This window comes from Streptomyces sp. 351MFTsu5.1, from assembly GCF_000383655.1.
GTDB classification, from domain to species: Bacteria; Actinomycetota; Actinomycetes; order Streptomycetales; family Streptomycetaceae; genus Streptomyces; species Streptomyces griseorubiginosus.
Genome location: NZ_KB911776.1, coordinates 661,387 through 682,507, shown reverse-complemented (window position 1 = coordinate 682,507; position 21,121 = coordinate 661,387). Strand labels below are relative to the sequence as shown.

The window sequence follows — 21,121 nt, the reverse complement described above, 5'->3', positions numbered from 1 at the left end:
GCCGGCCGCCGGACTCGACCCGTCCACAGGTCTAAACCAATTGCAGATCGGCCCTTGTCATCGCACCCCCGGTCTGATGAGCTGTGGCCTGGGACACAACGGACACCCTGGGAAAGGCAGATGCCGTGAGCAACGAAAGCCTGGCCAACCTGCTCAAGGAAGAGCGCAGGTTCGCACCCCCCGCCGACCTGGCCGCACACGCCAACGTCACGGCGGAGGCGTATGAGCAGGCCAAGGCTGACCGGCTCGGGTTCTGGGCCGAGCAGGCCCGCCGACTGAGCTGGGCCAAGGAGCCGACCGAGACGCTGGACTGGTCGAACCCGCCGTTCGCCAAGTGGTTCCAGGACGGCGAGCTCAACGTGGCGTACAACTGCGTCGACCGGCATGTCGAGGCGGGCCACGGCGACCGGGTCGCCATCCACTTCGAGGGCGAGCCCGGTGACAGCCGCGCGCTCACCTACGCCGAGCTCAAGGACGAGGTCTCCAAGGCGGCCAACGCGCTGCTGGAGCTGGGGGTCCGGAAGGGCGACCGGGTCGCCGTCTACATGCCGATGATCCCCGAGACCGCGGTCGCGATGCTCGCGTGCGCCCGGATCGGCGCCGCGCACTCCGTGGTCTTCGGCGGCTTCTCGGCGGACGCGCTCGCGACCCGCATCCAGGACGCCGACGCGCGCGTGGTCATCACCAGCGACGGCGGCTACCGCCGCGGCAAGCCCTCCGCGCTCAAGCCCGCCGTCGACGAGGCGGTCGGCAAGGCCGGCAACGTCGAGCACGTGCTCGTGGTGCGCCGTACCGGGCAGGAGGTCGCCTGGGACGACAGCAGGGACGTGTGGTGGCACGAGATCGTCGAGCGGCAGTCCGCCGAGCACACCCCGGAGGCGTTCGGCGCCGAGCAGCCGCTGTTCATCCTGTACACGTCCGGTACGACGGGTAAGCCGAAGGGCATCCTGCACACCTCCGGCGGCTACCTCACCCAGGCCGCGTACACCCATCACGCCGTCTTCGACCTGAAGCCGGAGACCGACGTGTACTGGTGCACCGCCGACGTCGGCTGGGTCACCGGGCACTCCTACATCGTCTACGGCCCGCTCGCCAACGGCGCCACCCAGGTCATGTACGAGGGCACCCCCGACACCCCGCACCAGGGCCGTTTCTGGGAGATCGTCCAGAAGTACGGGGTGACCATCCTCTACACCGCCCCGACCGCCATCAGGACGTTCATGAAGTGGGGCGACGACATCCCCGCGAAGTTCGACCTGTCCAGCCTGCGGGTGCTGGGCTCGGTGGGCGAGCCGATCAACCCCGAGGCGTGGATCTGGTACCGCAAGCACATCGGCGCCGACCTCACCCCGATCGTGGACACCTGGTGGCAGACCGAGACCGGCGCGATGATGATCTCCCCGCTGCCCGGTGTCACCGCGACCAAGCCCGGCTCCGCGCAGACCCCGCTGCCCGGCATCTCCGCCACCGTCGTGGACGACGAGGCGGGCGAGGTCCCGAACGGCGGGGGCGGCTACCTCGTCCTCACCGAGCCGTGGCCGTCCATGCTGCGCACCATCTGGGGCGACGACCAGCGCTTCCTGGACACCTACTGGTCGCGCTTCGAGGGCAAGTACTTCGCCGGCGACGGCGCGAAGAAGGACGACGACGGCGACATCTGGCTGCTGGGCCGTGTGGACGACGTCATGCTGGTGTCCGGCCACAACATCTCGACCACCGAGGTGGAGTCGGCGCTGGTCTCCCACCCGTCGGTCGCCGAGGCCGCCGTCGTCGGTGCCGCCGACGAGACGACCGGACAGGCCATCGTCGCCTTCGTGATCCTGCGCGGCACGGCGAACGCCGAGGACGAGAACCTCATCGCCGACCTGCGCAATCACGTCGGCGCGACCCTCGGCCCGATCGCCAAGCCCAAGCGGGTCCTGCCGGTGCAGGAACTGCCCAAGACCCGCTCCGGCAAGATCATGCGCCGGCTGCTGCGGGACGTGGCCGAGAACCGCCAGCTCGGAGACGTCACCACGCTGACGGACTCCACGGTCATGGACCTCATTCAGGCCAAGCTGCCGGCCGCGCCCAGCGAGGACTGAGCAACCGCCACGGCATGGGGGGGCGTCCGGCGCGAGAACGCGCCGGGCGCCCCTTTTAGGTAAACTAAGCAAAACAGCGTGACCCTCAAGGTGTGCCGGGAAGTCTGGTCGGCGACAGCTCAGTCCTGCCCACCGACCGGAGGTCCCCCCGATGCCCGCGCCCACCCGTAAAGTCCTCGGCCGGCTCTCGCTCCCCGAGCGGACCTTCGTCGCGGACGCGCTGCGCACCGAGACGGTCGGCGGAGTCCTGCTGCTCGCCGCCGCGGTGACCGCGCTGGTCTGGGCGAACGTCCCCGCACTGCACGACAGTTACGAGAGCGTCAGCCACTTCCATTTCGGTCCCGAGGCGCTCGGCCTCCATCTGTCGATCGAACACTGGGCGGCCGACGGCCTGCTCGCCGTCTTCTTCTTCGTCGCCGGCATCGAACTCAAGCGCGAACTCGTCGCCGGTGACCTCAAGGACCCCAGGGCGGCCGCGCTGCCCGTGGCCGCCGCCCTGTGCGGGATGGCCGTACCGGCGCTCGTCTACACGCTCACCAACCTCACCGGCGGCGGCTCCCTGTCCGGCTGGGCCGTGCCCACGGCCACCGACATCGCCTTCGCGCTCGCCGTGCTCGCCGTCATCGGCACCTGGCTGCCGAGCGCCCTGCGCGCCTTCCTGCTCACCCTCGCCGTCGTCGACGACCTCTGCGCGATCCTGATCATCGCGGTCTTCTTCACCGCCGACATCGACCTCGCCGCGCTCGGCGGCGCGTTCCTGGGCCTCGCGGTCTTCTGGCTGCTGCTGCGCAAGGGCGTACGCGGGTGGTACGTCTATGTCCCGCTCGCGCTGGTGATCTGGGCGCTGATGTACAACAGCGGGGTGCACGCCACGGTCGCGGGCGTCGCGATGGGCCTGATGCTGCGCTGCACCCGGCGGGACGACGAGGAGCAGTCCCCCGGCGAGCGGATCGAGCATCTCGTACGACCGCTCTCGGCCGGCCTGGCCGTCCCCCTGTTCGCCCTCTTCAGCGCGGGCGTCTCCGTCTCCGGCGGCGCGCTCGGCGATGTGTTCACCCGGCCGGAGACGCTGGGGGTGGTGCTCGGGCTGGTCCTCGGCAAGGCGCTCGGCATCTTCGGCGGGACCTGGCTCACGGCCCGCTTCACCCGGGCCTCGCTCAGCGACGACCTGGCGTGGGCCGACGTGTTCGCGGTGGCGACCCTGGCCGGCATCGGGTTCACGGTGTCGCTGCTCATCGGGGAGCTCGCCTTCGACGGCGACGCGTCCACGACGGACGAGGTGAAGGCCGCCGTACTCGTCGGATCGCTCATCGCGGCCACCCTCGCGACCGTGCTGCTGAAGCTGCGCAACGCCAAGTACCGCACGCTGTACGACACGGAGGAGCGCGACGAGGACCTCGACGGCATCCCGGACGTCTACGAGCAGGACGACCCTGCGTACCACCTGCGCATGGCTGCCATCCACGAGCGCAAGGCCGCCGAACACCGGCGGATCGCCGAGCTCAAGGCGGCCGAGCGGCGTGCCGAAGTGACGGGCGGGGCAGGCGAGGACGACGACCGTCGGGCATGATCTGACGGGACGGTACAAAAGACACGGCACACCCAGCAGTCCCATGGAGAGGGAGACCGCGATGAGCGCACCCGACGGCAGCCCGGTCGGCGCCGAACGCAGCATCGGCCAACTGTTCGCCTCGGCGACGACCGAGATGTCCGCGCTGGTGCACGACGAGATCGCGCTGGCCAAGGCGCAGTTGAAGCAGGACGTCAAGCGCGGCGCCGTGAGCGGCGGCATGTTCAGCGTGGCCGGCGCGGTACTGGTGTTCTCCCTGCCGATGCTGAGCTTCGCGCTGGCGTACGGCATCCGGACCTGGAGCGACTGGAACCTCGCGGTCTGCTTCCTGCTGTCCTTCGCGGCCAACGTCCTCGTCGCACTCGTCCTCGCGCTGATCGGCGTGGTCTTCGCGAAGAAGGCACAGAAGGGCAAGGGCCCGCAGAAGGTCGCGGCGTCGATGAAGGAGACGGCCGGCGTCCTCCAGAACGCCAAGCCGCACCCGCGGCCCGGCAACGACAACAAGGTCCTGGAGGAGCGAGTCCGGGAGACCAAGGCCATCGAGGCTGTGGCACGCTCATCGTCATGACGGATCCCGCCGCCTCTCCGGCGCAGCAGCCCGCGTCCCTCGTACGGCCCGACGGTCCCTGGACGCACCGGGACGTGGCCGCCAACGGCGCGCGCTTCCACATCGCCGAGATGGGCGACGGACCGCTGGTGATGTTCCTGCACGGCTTCCCCCAGTTCTGGTGGACCTGGCGACACCAGCTGGAGGCCCTCGCCGACGCCGGTTTCCGGGCCGTGGCCATGGACCTGCGCGGGGTCGGCGGCAGCGACCGCACCCCGCGCGGCTACGACCCCGCCAACCTGGCGCTCGACGTCACCGGCGTGATCCGCTCCCTCGGCGAGCCGGACGCCGCCCTGGTCGGCCATGACCTGGGCGGCTATCTGGCGTGGACGGCGGCCGCGATGCGTCCCAAGCTCGTACGGCGGCTCGCGGTCTCCTCGATGCCGCATCCCCGGCGCTGGCGCTCCGCGATGCTCTCCGACGTCCGCCAGACCCGCGCCGGCTCCTACATCTGGGGGTTCCAGCGGCCGTGGATCCCGGAGCGGCAGCTCACCGCGGACGACGGCGCGCTGGTCGCCGAGCTGATCCGGGACTGGTCCGGGCCGCGCCTGCCGGACGACGAGGCGGTGGAGACGTACCGGAAGGCGGTCTGCATCCCCTCCACGGCGCACTGCTCGATCGAGCCGTACCGGTGGATGGTGCGGTCGATGGCGCGGCCCGACGGCATCCAGTTCAACCGGCGGATGAAGCGGCCCGTCCGGGTGCCGACCCTGCACCTGCACGGCTCGCTCGACCCGGTGATGCGGACCAGGAGCGCGGCGGGCTCCGGGGAGTACGTCGAAGCGCCGTACCGCTGGCGGCTGTTCGACGGTCTCGGGCACTTCCCGCACGAAGAGGATCCGGTCGCTTTCTCGACCGAACTGATCAATTGGCTGAAGGATCCCGAACCCGATCGGTGACCTTTCCGTCGCGCCCGGTATCCGGACCTGAACACCTGTCCTACGAACGGCCACTTGCCCGGCGCATAGGCCAATTGGGGGGCGTGGGGGAGGTTATCGACCTTGGGGCAGGGGCACACGTCGGGGTATGGGCTGGACGCACGACTACGGTGACGCAGCACGCAATCGACGCTCGGGCGCTGCCCTGAGCTCCCGCCACCAGGGGGGTTCCCCGCAACTCGCGGGCGGCACGGACCTGAGGGTGGGGATCCCGCGCATCCTGCGCCGCCGGGCCCGCTGGGTCTCGGTGCGCCTGCGTCACCCCCGAGGCTGACGCGGCCCCCTTCCCGAACCCCTCAGAGCGCGTAGCCGCTTCTGAAACCCCTCACAGCGCGCAGCTGTCGCTGTCCACCTGCTGGTTCGCGGTGCGCCCCTTGGCGATGTCCGGCTGGATCTCGTCCGCGGTGAGCGCGTACCCGGTGTCGGGGTCGTCGAGCGACTTCGCGAAGACCACGCCGTAGACCTTGCCCTCCGGGGTGAGCAGCGGACCGCCGGAGTTGCCCTGGCGGACGGTCGCGTAGAGGGAGTACACATCGCGGCTGACGGTGCCGCGGTGGTAGATGTCCGGTCCGTGGGCGTCGATGCGCCCGCGCACCCGCGCGGGGCGGACGTCGTACGAGCCGTTCTCCGGGAAGCCGGCGACGATCGCGCTGTTCCCGCTGGCCGCGTCCTCGGACGTGAACTTCAGGGCGGGCGCGTCGAGATCGGGCACGTCCAGTACGGCGATGTCGCGCTGCCAGTCGTAGAGGACGACCGTGGCGTCGTACTTCCTGCCCTCGCCGCCTATCTGGACGGTGGGCTCGTCGACCCCGCCCACGACATGCGCGTTGGTCATGACCCGGCGGTCGCCGAAGACGAACCCGGTGCCCTCCAGGACCTTGCCGCAGCTCTGCGCGGTGCCCATCACCTTGACGATGGAGCGCTGGGCCCGGGTGGCGACCGCACTGTTCGCGAGCTTCGGGTCGGGCGGCTGGACCTCCTTGATCGGCTCGTTGGAGAACGGGCTGAAGACCTGCGGGAAGCCGTTCTGCGCGAGGACCGAGGTGAAGTCCTTGAACCAGGTGTCCGCGTCGGCGGGCAGGGCCTCCTGCACGCCGAGGAGCACCTTGGAGCCGCGGACCTCCTTGCCGACCGTCGGCATGGTGGTCTGCGCGAGGGTGGCCCCGATCAGCCAGGCGACCAGGAGCATCGCGAGGACGTTGACCAGGGCGCCGCCGGTCGCGTCCAGGGCTCGGGCCGGGGACCACGTGATGTACCGGCGCAGCTTGTTGCCCAGGTGGGTGGTCAGGGCCTGCCCGACGGAGGCACAGACGATGACGACCACGACGCCGACCACGGCGGCGACCGTGCCGACCTCCGCGTGGTCGGTCACCGCGTCCCAGATGACGGGCAGGGTGTAGACGGCCACGAGGCCGCCGCCCAGGAACCCGATCACCGACAGGATGCCGACGACGAAGCCCTGGCGGTAGCCGACGATCGCGAACCACACGGCGGCGACCAGCAACAGGATGTCCAGCACGTTCACGAACGCCACCCTGTCATGCGCGCCAGTCGAGCGGGACCTGCTTCTCGCGGTCCCAGGGGCGCTCCCACCCCGCGAAGTGCAGGAGCCGGTCGATGATCCCGGCGGTGAAGCCCCAGACAAGGGCCGATTCGACCAGAAATGCCGGACCTCGGTGGCCGCTGGGGTGCACGGTCGTCGCACGGTTGTCGGGGTCCGTGAGATCCGCCACGGGGACGGTGAAGACGCGGGCGGTCTCGTTCGGGTCCACGACGCCGACCGGGCTCGGCTCGCGCCACCAGCCCAGCACCGGGGTCACCACGAAGCCGCTGACCGGGATGTACAGCTTGGGCAGCGCCCCGAACAGCTGGACACCGCGCGGATCGAGGCCGGTCTCCTCCTCGGCCTCCCGCAGGGCGGCCCTGAGCGGACCGTCGCCCTGCGGGTCGCCGTCCTCCGGGTCGAGGGCACCGCCGGGGAACGAGGGCTGCCCGGCATGCGACCGGAGGGAACTCGCCCGCTCCATGAGCAGCAGCTCGGGACCGCGCTCGCCCTCGCCGAACAGCACCAGCACGGCGGACTGCCGCCCGGCGCCGTTCTTCGGCGGCAGGAAGCGGCTCAGCTGGAGCGGCTCGACCGTCTCCACGGCGTGCACCACCGGGTCCAGCCAGCCCGGCAGACCTTCCTTGCTGAGCGTCACGCCCTCCGTATGGCTCGCCCGTGTCATCGCCACCCCCGTCGTCCTGCACCACTCAACGCCCGAAGGGCCCTAGATCGTTCCGTCCGGGCTGTGTGTGTTTGCGGTGGCGGGGGTCCGGGGCGCTCAGGGCGGCGGGTGCCGGTGGCGGCCGGTTCGGCCGGGGCCGACGCGGGCCGCGGAATGGCGGTCGGTTCCACCGAGGCCCCCGCGGGCCGCGGAACGGAGGCAGCGCCCGGCGCCGGCAGAGGCCGCGGCAACCGCCGGCTCCCGACCTCCGCCCCCGGCTCAGCCGTCCGCCGCGGTGAGCGCTCCGGGGCCGGTGAGTGCGCCCCGCGAACCCCGCCCCGCCGACCGGACCGCACCGGCCACCGCGCACACCGCGCCCCGGCTCCTTGCTCCGCCGACAACCCGGTCCACGCCCTCACCCTCACCCGGCGGCCCCCAACGGCGGCGCGGCCTTGCCACCGGCGTCCAGGTAGGCCTGCGGTGGGTTCAGGCGCTGCCCCGGGAAGCCGCCCTTCTCGTACTTGAGGAGCTTGGCCGCCTTCTCCGGGTCCGTCTCGCCCTCGCCGTAGGCCGGGCAGAGGGGCGCGATGGGGCAGGCGCCGCAGGCGGGCTTGCGGGCATGGCAGATACGGCGGCCGTGCCAGATGACATGGTGCGAGAGGTCGGTCCAGTCACTCTTCGGGAAGAGCGCGGCGACGGCGGCCTCGATCTTGTCGGGGTCGCTCTCCTCGGTCCACTGCCACCGCCTGACCAGCCGCTGGAAGTGCGTGTCCACGGTGATGCCGGGCCGCCCGAACGCGTTGCCCAGCACCACGAAGGCGGTCTTGCGGCCCACGCCGGGCAGCTTGACGAGGTCTTCGAGCCGCCCCGGCACCTCACCCCCGTGGTTCTCCACAAGGGCCCTCGACAGCCCTATCACCGACTTGGTCTTGGCCCGGAAGAACCCGGTCGGCCGCAGGATCTCCTCGACCTCCTCGGGGTTTGCCGCGGCCAGGTCCTCGGGGGTGGGGTACTTCGCGAAGAGCGAGGGAGTCGTCTGATTGACCCTCAGGTCGGTGGTCTGCGCGGACAGCACGGTGGCCACGATCAGCTGGAAGGGGTTCTCGAAGTCCAACTCGGGGTGGGCGTACGGGAACACCTCGGCGAGCTCGCGGTTGATACGCCGGGCGCGGCGCACGAGGGCGGTGTGCGACTCGTTCCGCGGCGGCTTCGGCGCGACCGTCTTGGCAGCCGACGCCTTCTTCACCGCGGCAGCCGCCTTCTTGGGAGCCACGGTCGCCTCCTTGACCGGAGCGGCCTTCCTGACCGCAGCGGCCTTCTTGCTCCCGGCAGTCTTCTTGCTCCCGGCAGCCTCCTTGGCCGGGGCAGCCTTCTTCGCCGAAGCGCTCTTCTTCACCGGGTTCACCGGAGCCTTCCCTGCCGCTTTTGCCGTTTTCTTTCCACCTCCGGCGTCCTGTTCGCCCACAGCGGAATCCCGACGTGCAACCACCTGCCCAGCCCCCTCGGCCTGTGCTCTCACCGGCGTTTTGGACACCCGGCCAGCCTAGGGCCCGGCACTGACATCCGCCCCGGACCCCGGGGACCGGCCCCCAATTGGACCCCTGCCGCTTACCCCGGGACATGTGTGCGGCATCCTTGTGACAGATCACACTGTTTGGACCGTCCGGCAAAATGGGCACCGGGTTCCCCTGGTACCAAGGGGGAACAAGATCCCCTGAGCAGGTCGACAAGGAGAGAACTCGTGGACGACGTCCTCCGGCGCAACCCGCTCTTCGCGGCACTCGACGACGAGCAGTCCGCGGAGCTCCGCGCCTCCATGAGTGAGGTGACCCTCGCGCGCGGCGACTCGCTGTTCCACGAGGGCGACCCGGGCGACCGGCTCTACGTCGTCACCGAGGGCAAGGTCAAGCTCCACCGCACCTCCCCTGACGGCCGCGAGAACATGCTCGCCGTGGTCGGCCCCGGCGAGCTCATCGGCGAACTGTCCCTGTTCGACCCGGGCCCGCGCACGGCGACCGCCACCGCGCTGACCGAGGTCAAGCTGCTGGGCCTCGGCCACGGCGACCTCCAGCCCTGGCTGAACGCCCGCCCCGAGGTGGCCACCGCACTGCTGCGCGCCGTCGCCCGCCGCCTGCGCCGCACCAACGACGCGATGTCCGACCTGGTCTTCTCGGACGTCCCCGGCCGGGTCGCGCGCGCCCTGCTCGACCTCTCCCGCCGCTTCGGCGTGCAGTCCGAGGAGGGCATCCACGTCGTCCACGACCTCACCCAGGAGGAGCTGGCCCAGCTGGTCGGCGCGTCCCGTGAGACGGTCAACAAGGCCCTCGCGGACTTCGCCCAGCGCGGTTGGCTGCGCCTGGAGGCCCGCGCGGTGATCCTCCTGGACGTCGAGAGGCTCGCCAAGCGCTCGCGCTGAGCGCGGACAGCCGTACGACTTCGAAAGGGCCCCGCCGCACAGCGGGGCCCTTCGCGCTGCCCCGCGCGGGCACGACCCGGGCATGACGCCAGGTCATTCCGGTGCTCGCCCACGGAGTCCACGCAGGTCCCGCAGCTCCAGCAGCTCCAGCAGCCCCTGCCCAGCCGCACGCGGGCCACCACAGACGACGGACCTCCCCCTCCGGGCCCGTTCGGCCCCACACGGCCCGCCCAGGGCCGTAAATGAGCTGTCCCAGGGCCCGCACCCGGGCACAGTGGCCCCATGGCCGCCGAAACCGTTCCCGCTGTCGCCGCCAAGGGACTCGACGCCGAGGGCTACATCGAGCGCGAGGGATCCCTGGGACGCCTCCCGCACCCGTTCCGCCCGGTCGTCGCGGCCGCGCGCGACCGCGTGCTCGGCCTGTTCGGGGCGAGGCTGCACAGCGCCTACCTCTACGGCTCGATCCCGCGCGGCACCGCGCGCGTGGGCCGCAGCGACCTCGACCTGCTGCTCGCCCTGAACGAGGAGCCGACCGAAGCGGACCGGGAGGACGTACGGAGGTTCGGGGAGGCACTGGACGAGGAGTTCCCGCAGATCGACGGCACAGGGACGCTCCTGTACAGCCGGACGCAGCTGCTGAGCGAGCCGGAGCGGCACGACCTGGGCTGGTTCGTGGCCTGTCTGTGCACCCCGCTGCTCGGCGACGACCTGGCGGAGTACCTCCCGCGCTACCGCCCCGACTCCCTCCTGGCCCGCGAGACGAACGGCGACCTCGCCCTCCTGCTCCCGCGCTGGCGCGAGCGGATCGAGGCGGCGGACTCCGACGAGACCCGGCGCCGACTGGTCCGCTTCATGTCCCGCCACCTGGTCCGCACCGCGTTCACCCTGGTCATGCCGCGCTGGAACGGCTGGACGAGCGACCTGGCCGAAATGGCCGAGGTCTTCTCCGCGTACTACCCGGAGCGCGCCGACCAGGCCCGCCGGGCGGCCGTCCTGGGCCGCACCCCGACCGCCGACACGACCGTACTGCGGACGTACGTCGACGATCTGGGCCCGTGGCTGGCGGACGAGTACACGCGCGTGCACGGCACGAAGACACCGAGACCCTGATCCCCACAGCCGCGGACCCTGTGGTCCTTCGGACGGGCCCTAGATGAGCCCGTGCTCCTCCAGGTACTCCAGTTGTGCCCGTACCGACAGCTCGGCGGCCGGCCACAGCGACTGGTCCACATCCGCGTACACATGTTCTACGACGGCCCCGGGCGCCCGGTGTCCGTCCTCCACGGCCGTCTCGACCTGGGCGAGCCGGTGGGCGCGGTGGGCGAGATAGAACTCGACGGCACCCTGGGCGTCCTCCAGGACGGGCCCGTGGCCCGGCAGGACGGTGTGGACGCCGTCGTCGACCGTCAGGGACCTCAGACGGCGCAGGGAGTCCAGATAGTCGCCCAGGCGGCCGTCGGGGTGGGCCACGACGGTCGTACCGCGCCCCAGGACGGTGTCGCCGGTCAGGACGGCCTGATCGGCGGGGAGATGGAAGCACAGCGAGTCCGCGGTGTGCCCGGGCGTGGGCACGACCCGGAGCTCCAGCCCGCCGACCCGCACCACGTCCCCGGCACCGAGCCCCTCGTCCCCCAGCCGCAGCGCGGGGTCGAGGGCCCGCACCTTGGTGCCGGTCAGCTCGGCGAAGCGGACGGCGCCCTCCGCGTGGTCCGGGTGGCCGTGCGTGAGCAGGGTGAGGGCGACACGCTTTCCGGCGGCCCCTGCGGTGTCGACGACGGCCCGCAGATGACCCTCGTCGAGCGGACCGGGGTCGACCACGACCGCCAGGTCCGAGTCCGGTTCCGACAGGATCCAGGTGTTGGTCCCGTCCAGGGTCATCGCGGAGGCGTTGGGCGCGAGGACGTTCACGGCCCGTGCGGTGGCAGGACCCGAGAGAACCCCGCCCCGCGGCCGGCCCGGAAGTGCTGCGGCGTCGGTCATCGGGAGGCTCCCCCGGTCGGGATGTGCTTGGTGAACTCGTCGTGCCCCGGCCAGGAGAGCACGATCTGCCCGTCCACGAGCCGGGCCTGCGCGAGCACGGGGGTCAGGTCACGCCCGGGTGCCGCCGCGAGGGCGTCGGCGGCGCTGCCGTACCCGGCGATCTGACGCAGCGTGGCGATGGTGGGCGGCATCATCAGCAGCTCGCCCTTGTCGTAGCCCTCGGCCGCGTCCTGGGGCCGGATCCACACCGTGCGGTCGGCCTCCGTGGAGGCGTTGCGCGTGCGCTGCCCCTCCGGGAGGGCAGCCACGAAGAACCAGGTGTCGTAGCGGCGCGACTCGAACTCGGGAGTGATCCAGCGCGTCCAGACCCCGAGCAGATCCGACCGCAGCACGAGCCCGCGCCGCTCCAGGAACCCGGCGAAGGACAGCTCCCGGGCGACCAGGGCGGCCCGGTCGGCCTCCCAGTCCGCCCCCGTGGTGTCCCCCACCACCGACTCTGGCGTCGGCCCGGCCAGCAGCACCCCCGCCTCCTCGTACGTCTCCCGCACGGCCGCGCAGACGATCGCCTGGGCCGCCGTCTCGTCGACCCCGAGCCGCGCCGCCCACCACGCGCGCGTGGGCCCCGCCCAGTGGATCTGGTGCTCGTCGTCCCGGGGGTCGACGCCACCGCCGGGATAGGCGTACGCACCGCCCGCGAAGGCCATCGAGGCCCGCCTGCGCAACATGTGCACGACGGTCCCGGTCGCCGTGTCCTTAAACAGCATCACGGTCGCGGCCCGCCGCGGCTCGACCGGCACGAGGTCACCGTCCGCGAGCGCACGGATACGGTCCGGCCAATCCGCTGGGTACCACTGCCCGTTTGCCATGGCCGGAGGCTAACTCTTGACGGGCGGATGTTCGAGGGGGCGGCTAATGGGGTGCCGGGTGCGGTTGTCTGGCGGGTGCGGCCCGGTGGGGGCTGGTCGCGCAGTTCCCCGCGCCCCTGAGGAGTTGCAGTCCACCTGCGCCACCCCGGAACCGACCCACCCACCGAACCGCACACGCTACGCACGCCCCCACCGAAGCCGCGCGGGCCGCCGCAGGCATCTCAGGGGCGCGGGGAACTGCGCAAAAACGCCCGCCCCCACCCAGCCGCACCCGTCACGCCCCCGAAACCAACTCCACCTGCACCTCAACCTCAACCGGCGCATCCAACGGCAGCACGGCAACCCCCACCGCACTCCGCGCATGCACCCCCTTCTCGCCGAGCACCTCGCCCAGCAGCTCACTCGCCCCGTTGATCACCCCGGGCTGCCCCGTGAAGTCCGACGCCGAAGCCACGAACCCCACGACCTTCACCACCCGCGCAACGAGATCAAGATCACCCGTCACCGACTTCACCGCCGCCAACGCGTTCAGCGCACACGTCCGCGCCAGCGCCTTCGCCTCCTCGGCCGTGACCTCCGCCCCCACCTTCCCGGTGACCGGAAGCTTCCCGTCGACCATCGGCAGCTGTCCCGCGGTGTACACGTACACCCCCGACCGCACGGCCGGCTGATACGCGGCCAGCGGCGGCACGACCTCCGGCAGCGTCAGCCCCAGCTCCGCGAGCCGCGCCTCAACGGTCCCGCCCCCGCTCACGCGGACTTCTCCCGCTTCAGGTACGCCACCAGCTGCTCGGGGTTGTTCGGCCCGGGCACGACCTGGACGAGCTCCCACCCGTCCTCGCCCCAGGTGTCCAGGATCTGCTTCGTGGCGTGGACGAGCAGCGGCACAGTTGCGTATTCCCACTTGGTCATGCGGCCGACTCTAGCCCCTGCTCACCCCCTGCTTTCAGCCCTCGCCCCCCACAGCCCCCACCCGCGTTATCCACAGCCTCCTGCTTAGGTTCGCCCCCGACTGGTTACGCTCGAATACGTGAGCAGGCTCCAGGTCGTCAGCGGCAAGGGCGGGACCGGAAAGACCACGGTCGCCGCAGCCCTCGCGCTGGCCCTCGCCACCGAGGGGAAGCGGACGCTTCTCGTCGAGGTAGAGGGCCGCCAGGGAATCGCGCAGCTCTTCGAAACGGAGGCGCTGCCTTATGAGGAGCGGAAGATCGCCGTCGCTCCCGGGGGCGGGGAGGTGTACGCACTGGCCATCGACCCCGAACTGGCCCTTCTGGACTACCTCCAGATGTTCTACAAGCTGGGCGGCGCCGGCAGAGCCCTCAAGAAGCTCGGCGCGATCGACTTCGCCACCACCATCGCGCCCGGCCTCAGGGACGTCCTGCTGACGGGCAAGGCCTGCGAGGCGGTCCGCCGCAAGGACAAGTCGGGCCGCTTCGCCTACGACTACGTCGTGATGGACGCACCCCCCACCGGCCGTGTCACCCGCTTCCTGAACGTCAACGACGAGGTCGCCGGGCTCGCCAAGATCGGCCCCATACACAATCAGGCACAGGCCGTGATGCGGGTGCTGAAGTCCAAGGAGACGGCCGTCCACCTGGTGACCCTCCTGGAGGAGATGCCGGTCCAGGAGACCGCGGACGGCATCGCCGAACTCAGGGCCGCCCGCCTGCCCGTGGGCCGGATCATCGTGAACATGGTTCGCCCGGAGGTGTTGGACGGGGAGGACCTGGAACTCGTACGGACCACACCCCGTTCGGCCGTGGCGAAGGCGCTGTCCTCGGCCGGACTCGGTGGCGCCCGTCGCGGGGGCAACGCCGAGAAGCTGGTCGACCCGCTGGTCCGGCAGGCTGAGGAGTACGCCGTCCGGTACGAGCTGGAGCACGAACAGCGCTCGGTTCTGGGCGACTTGGGTCTCCCCCTGCACGAACTGCCTCTGCTGACCGAGGGCATGGACCTGGCGGGTCTGTACGAACTGGCCACCGAGCTGCGGAAGCAGGAGATCTCATGAGTCCGGACCAGGACCGGCACCACCGTCTCTCCCCCGCCCACCGTCTCTCCCCGGCCCCGAGGCTCGACCTGGACCCGTTGATCGACGACCCGAAGACCCGCATCGTGGTGTGCTGCGGCTCGGGCGGTGTCGGCAAGACGACGACCGCCGCCGCGCTCGGTCTGCGCGCCGCGGAGCGGGGCCGCAAGGTCGTGGTCCTCACCATCGACCCGGCCCGCCGCCTCGCCCAGTCCATGGGCATCGACTCCCTCGACAACACCCCGCGCCGGGTGAAGGACGTCGACGGCGAGGGCGAACTGCACGCGATGATGCTGGACATGAAGCGCACCTTCGACGAGATCGTCGAGGCGCACGCGGACGGCGAGCGGGCGGCCGCCATCCTGAACAACCCCTTCTACCAGTCGCTCTCGGCGGGCTTCGCGGGCACGCAGGAGTACATGGCGATGGAGAAGCTCGGGCAGCTGCGGGCCCGGGACGAGTGGGACCTGATCGTCGTCGACACTCCCCCGTCGCGTTCGGCGCTCGACTTCCTGGACGCCCCGAAGCGGCTGGGGTCGTTCCTCGACGGCCGGCTCATCCGGCTGCTGACCGCTCCGGCCAAGCTCGGCGGACGGGCGGGGATGAAGTTCCTGAACGTCGGGATGTCGATGATGACCGGCACCCTCGGCAAGCTCCTGGGCGGCCAGCTCCTCAAGGACGTCCAGACGTTCGTGGCCGCGATGGACACCACCTTCGGCGGCTTCCGCACACGCGCGGACGCGACGTACAAGCTGCTCCAGGCGCCCGGGACGGCGTTCCTGGTGGTGGCGGCCCCGGAGCGGGACGCGCTGCGCGAGGCCGCGTACTTCGTGGAGCGGCTGGCCGCGGAGAACATGCCGCTCGCCGGCCTGGTGCTCAACCGGGTCCACGGCAGCGACGCCGACCGCCTCTCGGCCGAACGGGCACTCGCCGCCGCCGAGACCCTCGAAAATCTTGAAGAGCCCCGCATTGTCGATCAGGAGGGCGGGAAAGCTGGACTTCGTAACTCTCCCGACACGTACGGCAGTTCAGATTCTCCCGATTCTTCGCCCGCTTCGTCGCGCGCTTCCGAGCCGGACTCCCCCGTCGACCCGGAGCGCACCGCCGACCTGCTCACCGCAGGCCTGTTGAGGCTGCACGCCGATCGTATGCAGTTGCTCTCCCGCGAACAGCGCACACGGGACCGCTTCACCGCACGCCACCCCGAGGTGGCGGTGGCCGAAGTGGCCGCGCTGCCCGGCGATGTGCATGACCTCGCGGGGCTGCGGGACATCGGAAACCGACTCGCGGCCGGACGGCCGGAGCTGCCCGAACCCGGCACCGACGCGGGCTGAACCGACCCCCGCCGCACCGCGGCGACCCCGCGCACAGCGAACCGAGAGCACGGCGACCCAGCGCACAGGCAACCGAGACCACAGCGAACCGAGAGCACGGCGAACCGAGAAGCGAGCCCTCAGCCCTGCCCACAGACCTCAGCCGCGAACGCCTCGCGTCCAACAGCCCTCAGCCGTGGACGCTCAGCGGCCGGCAACCGTCACCCCTGAACGCCCCGCGGCCGGCAACCCTCAGCTGACCGCCGCATAGTTCTCGTAGATCTCGTCGTCATCGAGGGGCAGGATGCCGACCCCTCGCTCGTACTCGACGCGCGCCGTCTCCAGCAGCCTGCGCCACGACGTGACCGTCGGCCGCCGCCGCAGCAGGGCGCGGCGCTCGCGCTCTGTCATGCCTCCCCACACGCCGAACTCGACGCGGTTGTCCAGCGCGTCGGCGAGGCACTCCGTGCGTACCGGACATCCGGTGCACACTGCCTTCGCCCTGTTCTGCGCTGCTCCCTGAACGAACAGTTCGTCCGGATCGGTAGTGCGGCAGGCCGCCTGCGCACTCCAGTCGACTACCCAGCCCATACCGGCGCCGTCCTCTCCCGAATCGAGGCTCCCCCACGGCGGCAGCGGCATATTCACCGCCGCCAGTTGAGGACGTTACGGAAGGCAGGCACAGCGCAACACCCCCTTCGGGCCCAATCTTGAATGGCCCGAACGGACTATGCGTAAGCGGCAGATCACCCGGGGGAGTGAGGCTGCGACATACATGACTATCCCGGCAAACCAGGACACTTGTCTTGCGTCACAACGGGCACCTGATGGCACACGAGGCGGATTCGGACACGCCCCCACCAAAAAAGTCGGGGAACGACCGGAACGATTCGGGGTCGCCGGACGTATTGATACGTGGCCCTACTGCTGTGACAGTTGAGAGCAGCTTAGGCCAAGGCCTGTGCGCGTGTCCGGCGAATGAGAAGGTAGGGCGCTGCCCTCGCCATGCCCGCTCCGACGCGGTCGTGCCCTCTTCCGTCGCCATGCCGTGACATGGGCTCCCTCTGAACGCTCATGAGTACGGATTAGGCTGCCCTCTATGTCGAAGAAGCGCTCGGGCGGCGGTCTGTCGTCCACGCAGCAGGCCGCCAAGTTCCTCGGTGTCAGTGTCCTCGCGGGGGCGGTGATGGCCGGTATCGCGCTGCCCGCGGCCGGTGCGCTGGGGCTCGCGGCCAAGGGGTCGGTGGAGAGTTTCGACGAGCTCCCCGCCAACCTGAGGACCCCGCCGCTGAGCCAGCGCACCACGATCCTCGACGCCAAGGGCGGCACCATCGCCACGGTCTACTCACGTGACCGCACGGTGGTCGAGCTCAAGGACATCTCGCCGTACATGCAGAAGGCGATCGTCGCGATCGAGGACTCGCGCTTCTACCAGCACGGCGCGGTCGACCTGAAGGGCGTGCTGCGCGCCCTCAACAAGAACGCCCAGAGCGGCGGGGTCGCCCAGGGCGCCTCCACACTCACCCAGCAGCTGGTGAAGAACGTCGCGATCGAGGAGGCCGGTGACGACCCGACGAAGGTCGCCCAGGCCACCCAGCAGACCATCGGCCGCAAGATCCGCGAGCTGAAGTACGCGATCCAGCTCGAAGAGGAACTCGGCAAGAAGAAGATCCTCGAGAACTACCTGAACATCACGTTCTTCGGCCAGCAGGCGTACGGCATCGAGGCGGCCTCGCAGCGCTACTTCTCCCGGCACGCCAAGGACCTCGACCTGGAGCAGTCGGCGCTGCTCGCCGGCATCGTCCAGTCCCCCAGCCGCTACGACCCCGTCAACGACGAGGCCGAGGCGACCAAGCGGCGCAACACCGTCCTCCAGCGCATGGCCGAGGTGGGCGACGTCTCACAGGCGGAGGCCGACAAGGCCGCGAAGCAGCCTCTGGGCCTCAAGGTCAGCAAGCCGAAGAACGGCTGCATCACCGCGGTCAAGGGCGCCGGGTTCTTCTGCGACTACGTCCGTGAGGTCTTCCTGACCGACCCGGTCTTCGGCAAGAGCAAGGAGGACCGGGCCAAGGTCTGGAACCAGGGCGGTCTGACGATCCGCACCACGATGGACCCGCAGGCCCAGAAGTCGGTCCAGAGGTCCATCAAGGACCACGTCTACCAGAAGGACCAGGTGGCCACCGCCGCGACCATCGTCCAGCCCGGCACCGGCAGGATCCTGGCGATGGGCCAGTCGCGGCCGTACGGCATCGACACCAAGAAGAACGAGACGACGCTCAACCTCTCGGTCAACTCGGACATGGGCGGCGGCGCCGGCTACCAGCCCGGTTCGACGTTCAAGCCGATCGTGGCGGCGGCCGCCATAGAGGGCGGCAAGCCGGCGACACAGATCTACCCTTCGCCGTACAAGATGGACTACCCGAGCCCGGTCCAGCTTTGTGACAACAAGGTCTGGAACGAGAAGGGCGTCTCGCTCACCAACGAGAACGAGTCCGAGGTCGGCCCGTACGACATGAAGACGGCGACCGCGAAGTCGGTCAACACGTACTACGTGCAGCTGATCAGCGACATCGGCGTCTGCCCGGTGACGGAGATGGCCGCGAAGATGGGCGTCGAACGCGCGGACGGCGGCAAGATCCAGCAGCGGCCGTCAATCGCCCTGGGCACCCAGGAGGTGTCCCCTCTCACGATGGCGAACGCGTACGCGACCTTCGCCTCGCGCGGCATGTACTGCACCCCGGTCGCCATCGAGTCGATCACCCAGCGGGTCGGCGAGAAGTCGAAGTCCCTCGAGGTCCCGAAGTCGACCTGCTCGCGGGCGATGTCGGAGAACACCGCGGACACCATCAACACGCTCCTCAAGGGCGTGGTCGAGGACGGCACCGGCTCGCAGGCGGGCCTCGGCCCCAGCCGTGACAGCGCGGGCAAGACGGGTACGACCGACGAGCGCTACGCGGCCTGGTTCGTGGGCTACACGCCGAACATGGCCGGCGCGGTCTGGGTCGGCGACCCGGCGCACAAGCGTCAGATGAAGAACATCAGCATCGGCGGCGTCTGGAACGAGAAGGTCTTCGGTGGCCAGGTCCCCGGCCCGATCTGGCGCGACATGATGACCGGCGCGCTGGAGGGCATGGACGCCCCGCAGTTCAAGACCGTCTACATCCCGGACATGCCCAAGAAGGAAAAGCCGGGGAAGGGCGACGACGGGGGCAACGGCGACACCCGCGGGAACGACAACGGCGGCAACGACAACGGCGGCAACAACGGCGGCGACGGCAACACCACCTTCCCGAACCCGACCTTCTCGATCCCCGAGGGCTTCATCCAGGGCCAGAACGGGAACGGAAACGGCAACGGAGGCGGCCGCGGCTGACCCCACCGGGCCACCCCCATGAAAAGGGCCCCTCGGCCGCCGTAGAAGAAGATGTTCTACGACAGCCAAGGGGCCCTTCCGCCACCCAGCACCCACGATCACCCACCCGGCGCCGCACCCACCCAGAGCCCGGCGTCGACGCTTGGGCCGATGTCGTCGCTCGGAGCGGCGTCTGCGCTCGGGCCGGCGTCGTCGCTCGGGCAGGTGGGCGTCGGCGCGATCAGCCCGCGAGGAGTTTCTTGACCGCGGCGGCGACGCGGCCGCCCTCCGCGAGGCCCGCGACCTTCGGGTTCACGATCTTCATGACGGCACCCATCGCCCGCGGCCCCTCGGCACCCGCGGCCTTCGCCTCTTCGACGGCCTGGGCGACGATGGCGTTCAGCTCGTCGTCGCCGAGCTGCTTGGGCAGGTACTCGGCAAGCACCACGCCCTCCGCCTTCTCCCGCTCGGCGGACTCGGCGCGGCCACCCTTGGCGAAGGCGTCCGCGGCCTCGCGGCGCTTCTTCGCCTCCTTGGTGATCACCTTGAGGACCTCGTCGTCGGAGAGCTCGCGCTTCTCCTTGCCCGCGACCTCCTCGTTGGTGATCGCGGCGAGCGTCATCCGGAGCGTCGAGGAGCGCAGCTCGTCACGCCCCTTGATCGCGGCGTTGAGGTCTTCCTGGAGCTTCGACTTGAGCGTGGTCATGGGGTCGATTGTCGCAGGTGTGCGGCGACGGGCGCCCGCGTATTTACCGCGCGGGCGGCGGCCTGCTTACCGTGCGGACGGCGGCCGGTCAAGGACGCCTCCGCGATCTGACACGATGGAGGCATGCGCGCGCGATACGGAGTCCCCTTGGGAATCGCGGCGGTTGGCGCCGCCGGACTGGCCTACTCCGCGGGTTTCGAAGCCCGCTCCTTCCGCCTGCGACGGGTGACGGTCCCCGTCCTGCCGTCCGGCATGCGCCCGATCAGGGTGCTTCAGGTCTCCGACATCCACATGGTCGGCGGCCAGCGCAAGAAGCAGCGCTGGCTGCGCTCGCTGGCGGGTCTGCGCCCGGACTTCGTGATCAACACGGGCGACAACCTGTCGGACCCGGAGGGCGTCCCGGAGGTCCTGGACGCGCTGGGCCCGCTGATGGAGTTCCCCGGGGCGTACGTCTTCGGCTCGAACGACTACTACGGCCCCAAGTTCCGCAACCCCGTCCGCTACCTGTTCGAGAAGGCCCAGGGCCGCCACGGCCTCAACGGCAACCCGCCCGCCGTGGGCGTCGTCCACAACCCGTGGGAGGACCTGCGGGACGGCTTCGACGCTGCGGGCTGGCAGAACCTCACCAACACGCGGGGCATGCTGAAGATCGAGGGCGTGTCGGTGGAGCTGACGGGCCTGGACGACCCGCACATCAAGCGGGACCGCTACGCGGAGGTGGCCGGCGGCCCGTCCAGCGCGGCGGACTTCTCCATGGGCGTCGTACACGCCCCGTACCTGCGCGTCCTGGACGCGTTCGCGGCCGACGCCTACCCCCTGATCCTGGCCGGCCACACCCACGGCGGCCAGGTCTGCCTCCCCTTCTACGGCGCGTTCGTGACGAACTGCGACCTGGACACCGACCGGGTGAAGGGCCTGTCCCGGCACACGGCGGAGGGCAGGACGTCGTACCTGCACGTCTCGGCGGGCTGCGGGGCGAGCCGCTACACACCGGTACGGTTCGCATGCCCGCCGGAGGTGACGTTGCTGACGCTGGTGGGACGCTGAGGCCGAGGC

At 70.5% G+C, this 21,121-nt stretch carries 20 protein-coding genes; 11 read left to right on the top strand and 9 right to left on the bottom strand.

Translation table 11 applies throughout. The features are described from left to right. The first annotated feature begins 125 nt into the window (after window positions 1–125). From acs to H295_RS47830, 5 genes are all read left to right on the top strand, one after another. Window positions 126–2,084, top strand: coding sequence for an acetate--CoA ligase (gene acs, locus H295_RS0106560; RefSeq protein ID WP_028809119.1), 1,959 nt, complete (start codon window positions 126–128; stop codon window positions 2,082–2,084). 151 nt (window positions 2,085–2,235) lie between these two features. Beyond that, complete coding sequence (gene nhaA / locus H295_RS0106555) at window positions 2,236–3,654, top strand: Na+/H+ antiporter NhaA (RefSeq protein WP_020134540.1); 1,419 nt, start codon at window positions 2,236–2,238, stop codon at window positions 3,652–3,654. A gap of 61 nt (window positions 3,655–3,715) precedes the next feature. Continuing rightward, a complete protein-coding gene (locus tag H295_RS0106550; protein ID WP_020134539.1) occupies window positions 3,716–4,222 on the top strand; it encodes a phage holin family protein in 507 nt (168 codons plus the stop codon). Beyond that, entirely contained in the window at window positions 4,219–5,160 is a 942-nt protein-coding gene (locus tag H295_RS0106545; protein ID WP_020134538.1) for an alpha/beta fold hydrolase, read from the top strand. The genes H295_RS0106550 and H295_RS0106545 overlap by 4 nt, the downstream gene beginning before the upstream one ends. Window positions 5,161–5,287: 127 nt before the next feature. Next, window positions 5,288–5,473, top strand: a complete 186-nt coding sequence (locus H295_RS47830) for a hypothetical protein (RefSeq protein WP_078616585.1) — start codon at window positions 5,288–5,290, stop codon at window positions 5,471–5,473. A 51-nt stretch (window positions 5,474–5,524) separates the two neighbouring features. Here H295_RS47830 and H295_RS0106540 read toward each other — a convergent pair whose 3' ends face one another. The 3 genes from H295_RS0106540 to nth all read right to left on the bottom strand — a co-directional run bounded on the left by H295_RS0106540 (window position 5,525) and on the right by nth (window position 8,811). Further along, the gene (locus tag H295_RS0106540) at window positions 5,525–6,724 is read right to left on the bottom strand and encodes a MarP family serine protease (RefSeq protein WP_028809118.1); all 1,200 of its coding nucleotides are present in this window, start codon (window positions 6,722–6,724) and stop codon (window positions 5,525–5,527) included. Between the two features lie 13 nt (window positions 6,725–6,737). Beyond that, window positions 6,738–7,427 carry an NUDIX hydrolase gene (locus tag H295_RS0106535; protein WP_028809117.1) on the bottom strand — a complete coding sequence of 230 codons (690 nt, stop codon included), beginning with the start codon at window positions 7,425–7,427 and terminating at the stop codon, window positions 6,738–6,740. Window positions 7,428–7,827: 400 nt separating this feature from the next. Beyond that, window positions 7,828–8,811 carry an endonuclease III gene (gene nth / locus H295_RS0106530; protein WP_020134535.1) on the bottom strand — a complete coding sequence of 328 codons (984 nt, stop codon included), beginning with the start codon at window positions 8,809–8,811 and terminating at the stop codon, window positions 7,828–7,830. A gap of 336 nt (window positions 8,812–9,147) precedes the next feature. Between nth and H295_RS0106525 the strand changes: the two genes are divergently transcribed. Both H295_RS0106525 and H295_RS0106520 read left to right on the top strand, forming a co-directional pair. Further along, complete coding sequence (locus tag H295_RS0106525) at window positions 9,148–9,822, top strand: Crp/Fnr family transcriptional regulator (protein ID WP_015658871.1); 675 nt, start codon at window positions 9,148–9,150, stop codon at window positions 9,820–9,822. A 282-nt stretch (window positions 9,823–10,104) separates the two neighbouring features. Further along, window positions 10,105–10,932 (top strand): nucleotidyltransferase domain-containing protein, encoded by an 828-nt coding sequence (locus H295_RS0106520; RefSeq protein ID WP_020134534.1) that lies wholly within the window; start codon window positions 10,105–10,107, stop codon window positions 10,930–10,932. A 39-nt stretch (window positions 10,933–10,971) separates the two neighbouring features. Here the strand turns inward: H295_RS0106520 and H295_RS0106515 are convergent, their stop codons facing one another. The 4 genes from H295_RS0106515 to H295_RS46565 form a co-directional block, all read right to left on the bottom strand. Then, complete coding sequence (locus tag H295_RS0106515; protein ID WP_020134533.1) at window positions 10,972–11,802, bottom strand: MBL fold metallo-hydrolase; 831 nt, start codon at window positions 11,800–11,802, stop codon at window positions 10,972–10,974. Next, window positions 11,799–12,668 (bottom strand): NUDIX hydrolase, encoded by an 870-nt coding sequence (locus tag H295_RS0106510; RefSeq protein WP_028809116.1) that lies wholly within the window; start codon window positions 12,666–12,668, stop codon window positions 11,799–11,801. Before H295_RS0106510 ends, H295_RS0106515 begins: the two co-directional genes overlap by 4 nt. 274 nt (window positions 12,669–12,942) lie before the next feature. Then, window positions 12,943–13,422 (bottom strand): RidA family protein, encoded by a 480-nt coding sequence (locus H295_RS0106505; protein WP_020134531.1) that lies wholly within the window; start codon window positions 13,420–13,422, stop codon window positions 12,943–12,945. Then, complete coding sequence (locus H295_RS46565; protein ID WP_075033571.1) at window positions 13,419–13,580, bottom strand: DUF4177 domain-containing protein; 162 nt, start codon at window positions 13,578–13,580, stop codon at window positions 13,419–13,421. Before H295_RS46565 ends, H295_RS0106505 begins: the two co-directional genes overlap by 4 nt. 118 nt (window positions 13,581–13,698) lie before the next feature. On the opposite strand from H295_RS46565, the gene H295_RS0106495 reads away from it, so the two are divergent. Together H295_RS0106495 and H295_RS0106490 are read left to right on the top strand one after the other, a co-directional pair. Beyond that, on the top strand, window positions 13,699–14,676 hold the full coding sequence (locus H295_RS0106495) for an ArsA-related P-loop ATPase (protein ID WP_020134529.1): 978 nt from the start codon (window positions 13,699–13,701) through the stop codon (window positions 14,674–14,676). Then, window positions 14,673–16,028 carry an ArsA family ATPase gene (locus H295_RS0106490; protein WP_020134528.1) on the top strand — a complete coding sequence of 452 codons (1,356 nt, stop codon included), beginning with the start codon at window positions 14,673–14,675 and terminating at the stop codon, window positions 16,026–16,028. The genes H295_RS0106495 and H295_RS0106490 overlap by 4 nt, the downstream gene beginning before the upstream one ends. A 231-nt stretch (window positions 16,029–16,259) precedes the next feature. Here H295_RS0106490 and wblA read toward each other — a convergent pair whose 3' ends face one another. Next, entirely contained in the window at window positions 16,260–16,598 is a 339-nt protein-coding gene (gene wblA / locus H295_RS0106485; RefSeq protein WP_020134527.1) for a transcriptional regulator WblA, read from the bottom strand. 508 nt (window positions 16,599–17,106) lie between these two features. On the opposite strand from wblA, the gene H295_RS0106480 reads away from it, so the two are divergent. Then, window positions 17,107–19,380 carry a transglycosylase domain-containing protein gene (locus H295_RS0106480; protein ID WP_020134526.1) on the top strand — a complete coding sequence of 758 codons (2,274 nt, stop codon included), beginning with the start codon at window positions 17,107–17,109 and terminating at the stop codon, window positions 19,378–19,380. Window positions 19,381–19,600: 220 nt separating this feature from the next. On the opposite strand, the gene H295_RS0106475 is transcribed toward H295_RS0106480, so the two are convergent. Continuing rightward, entirely contained in the window at window positions 19,601–20,065 is a 465-nt protein-coding gene (locus H295_RS0106475) for a GatB/YqeY domain-containing protein (protein ID WP_020134525.1), read from the bottom strand. A 123-nt stretch (window positions 20,066–20,188) separates the two neighbouring features. On the opposite strand from H295_RS0106475, the gene H295_RS0106470 reads away from it, so the two are divergent. Then, window positions 20,189–21,112, top strand: a complete 924-nt coding sequence (locus tag H295_RS0106470) for a metallophosphoesterase (protein ID WP_028809115.1) — start codon at window positions 20,189–20,191, stop codon at window positions 21,110–21,112. Window positions 21,113–21,121: the final 9 nt, after the last annotated feature.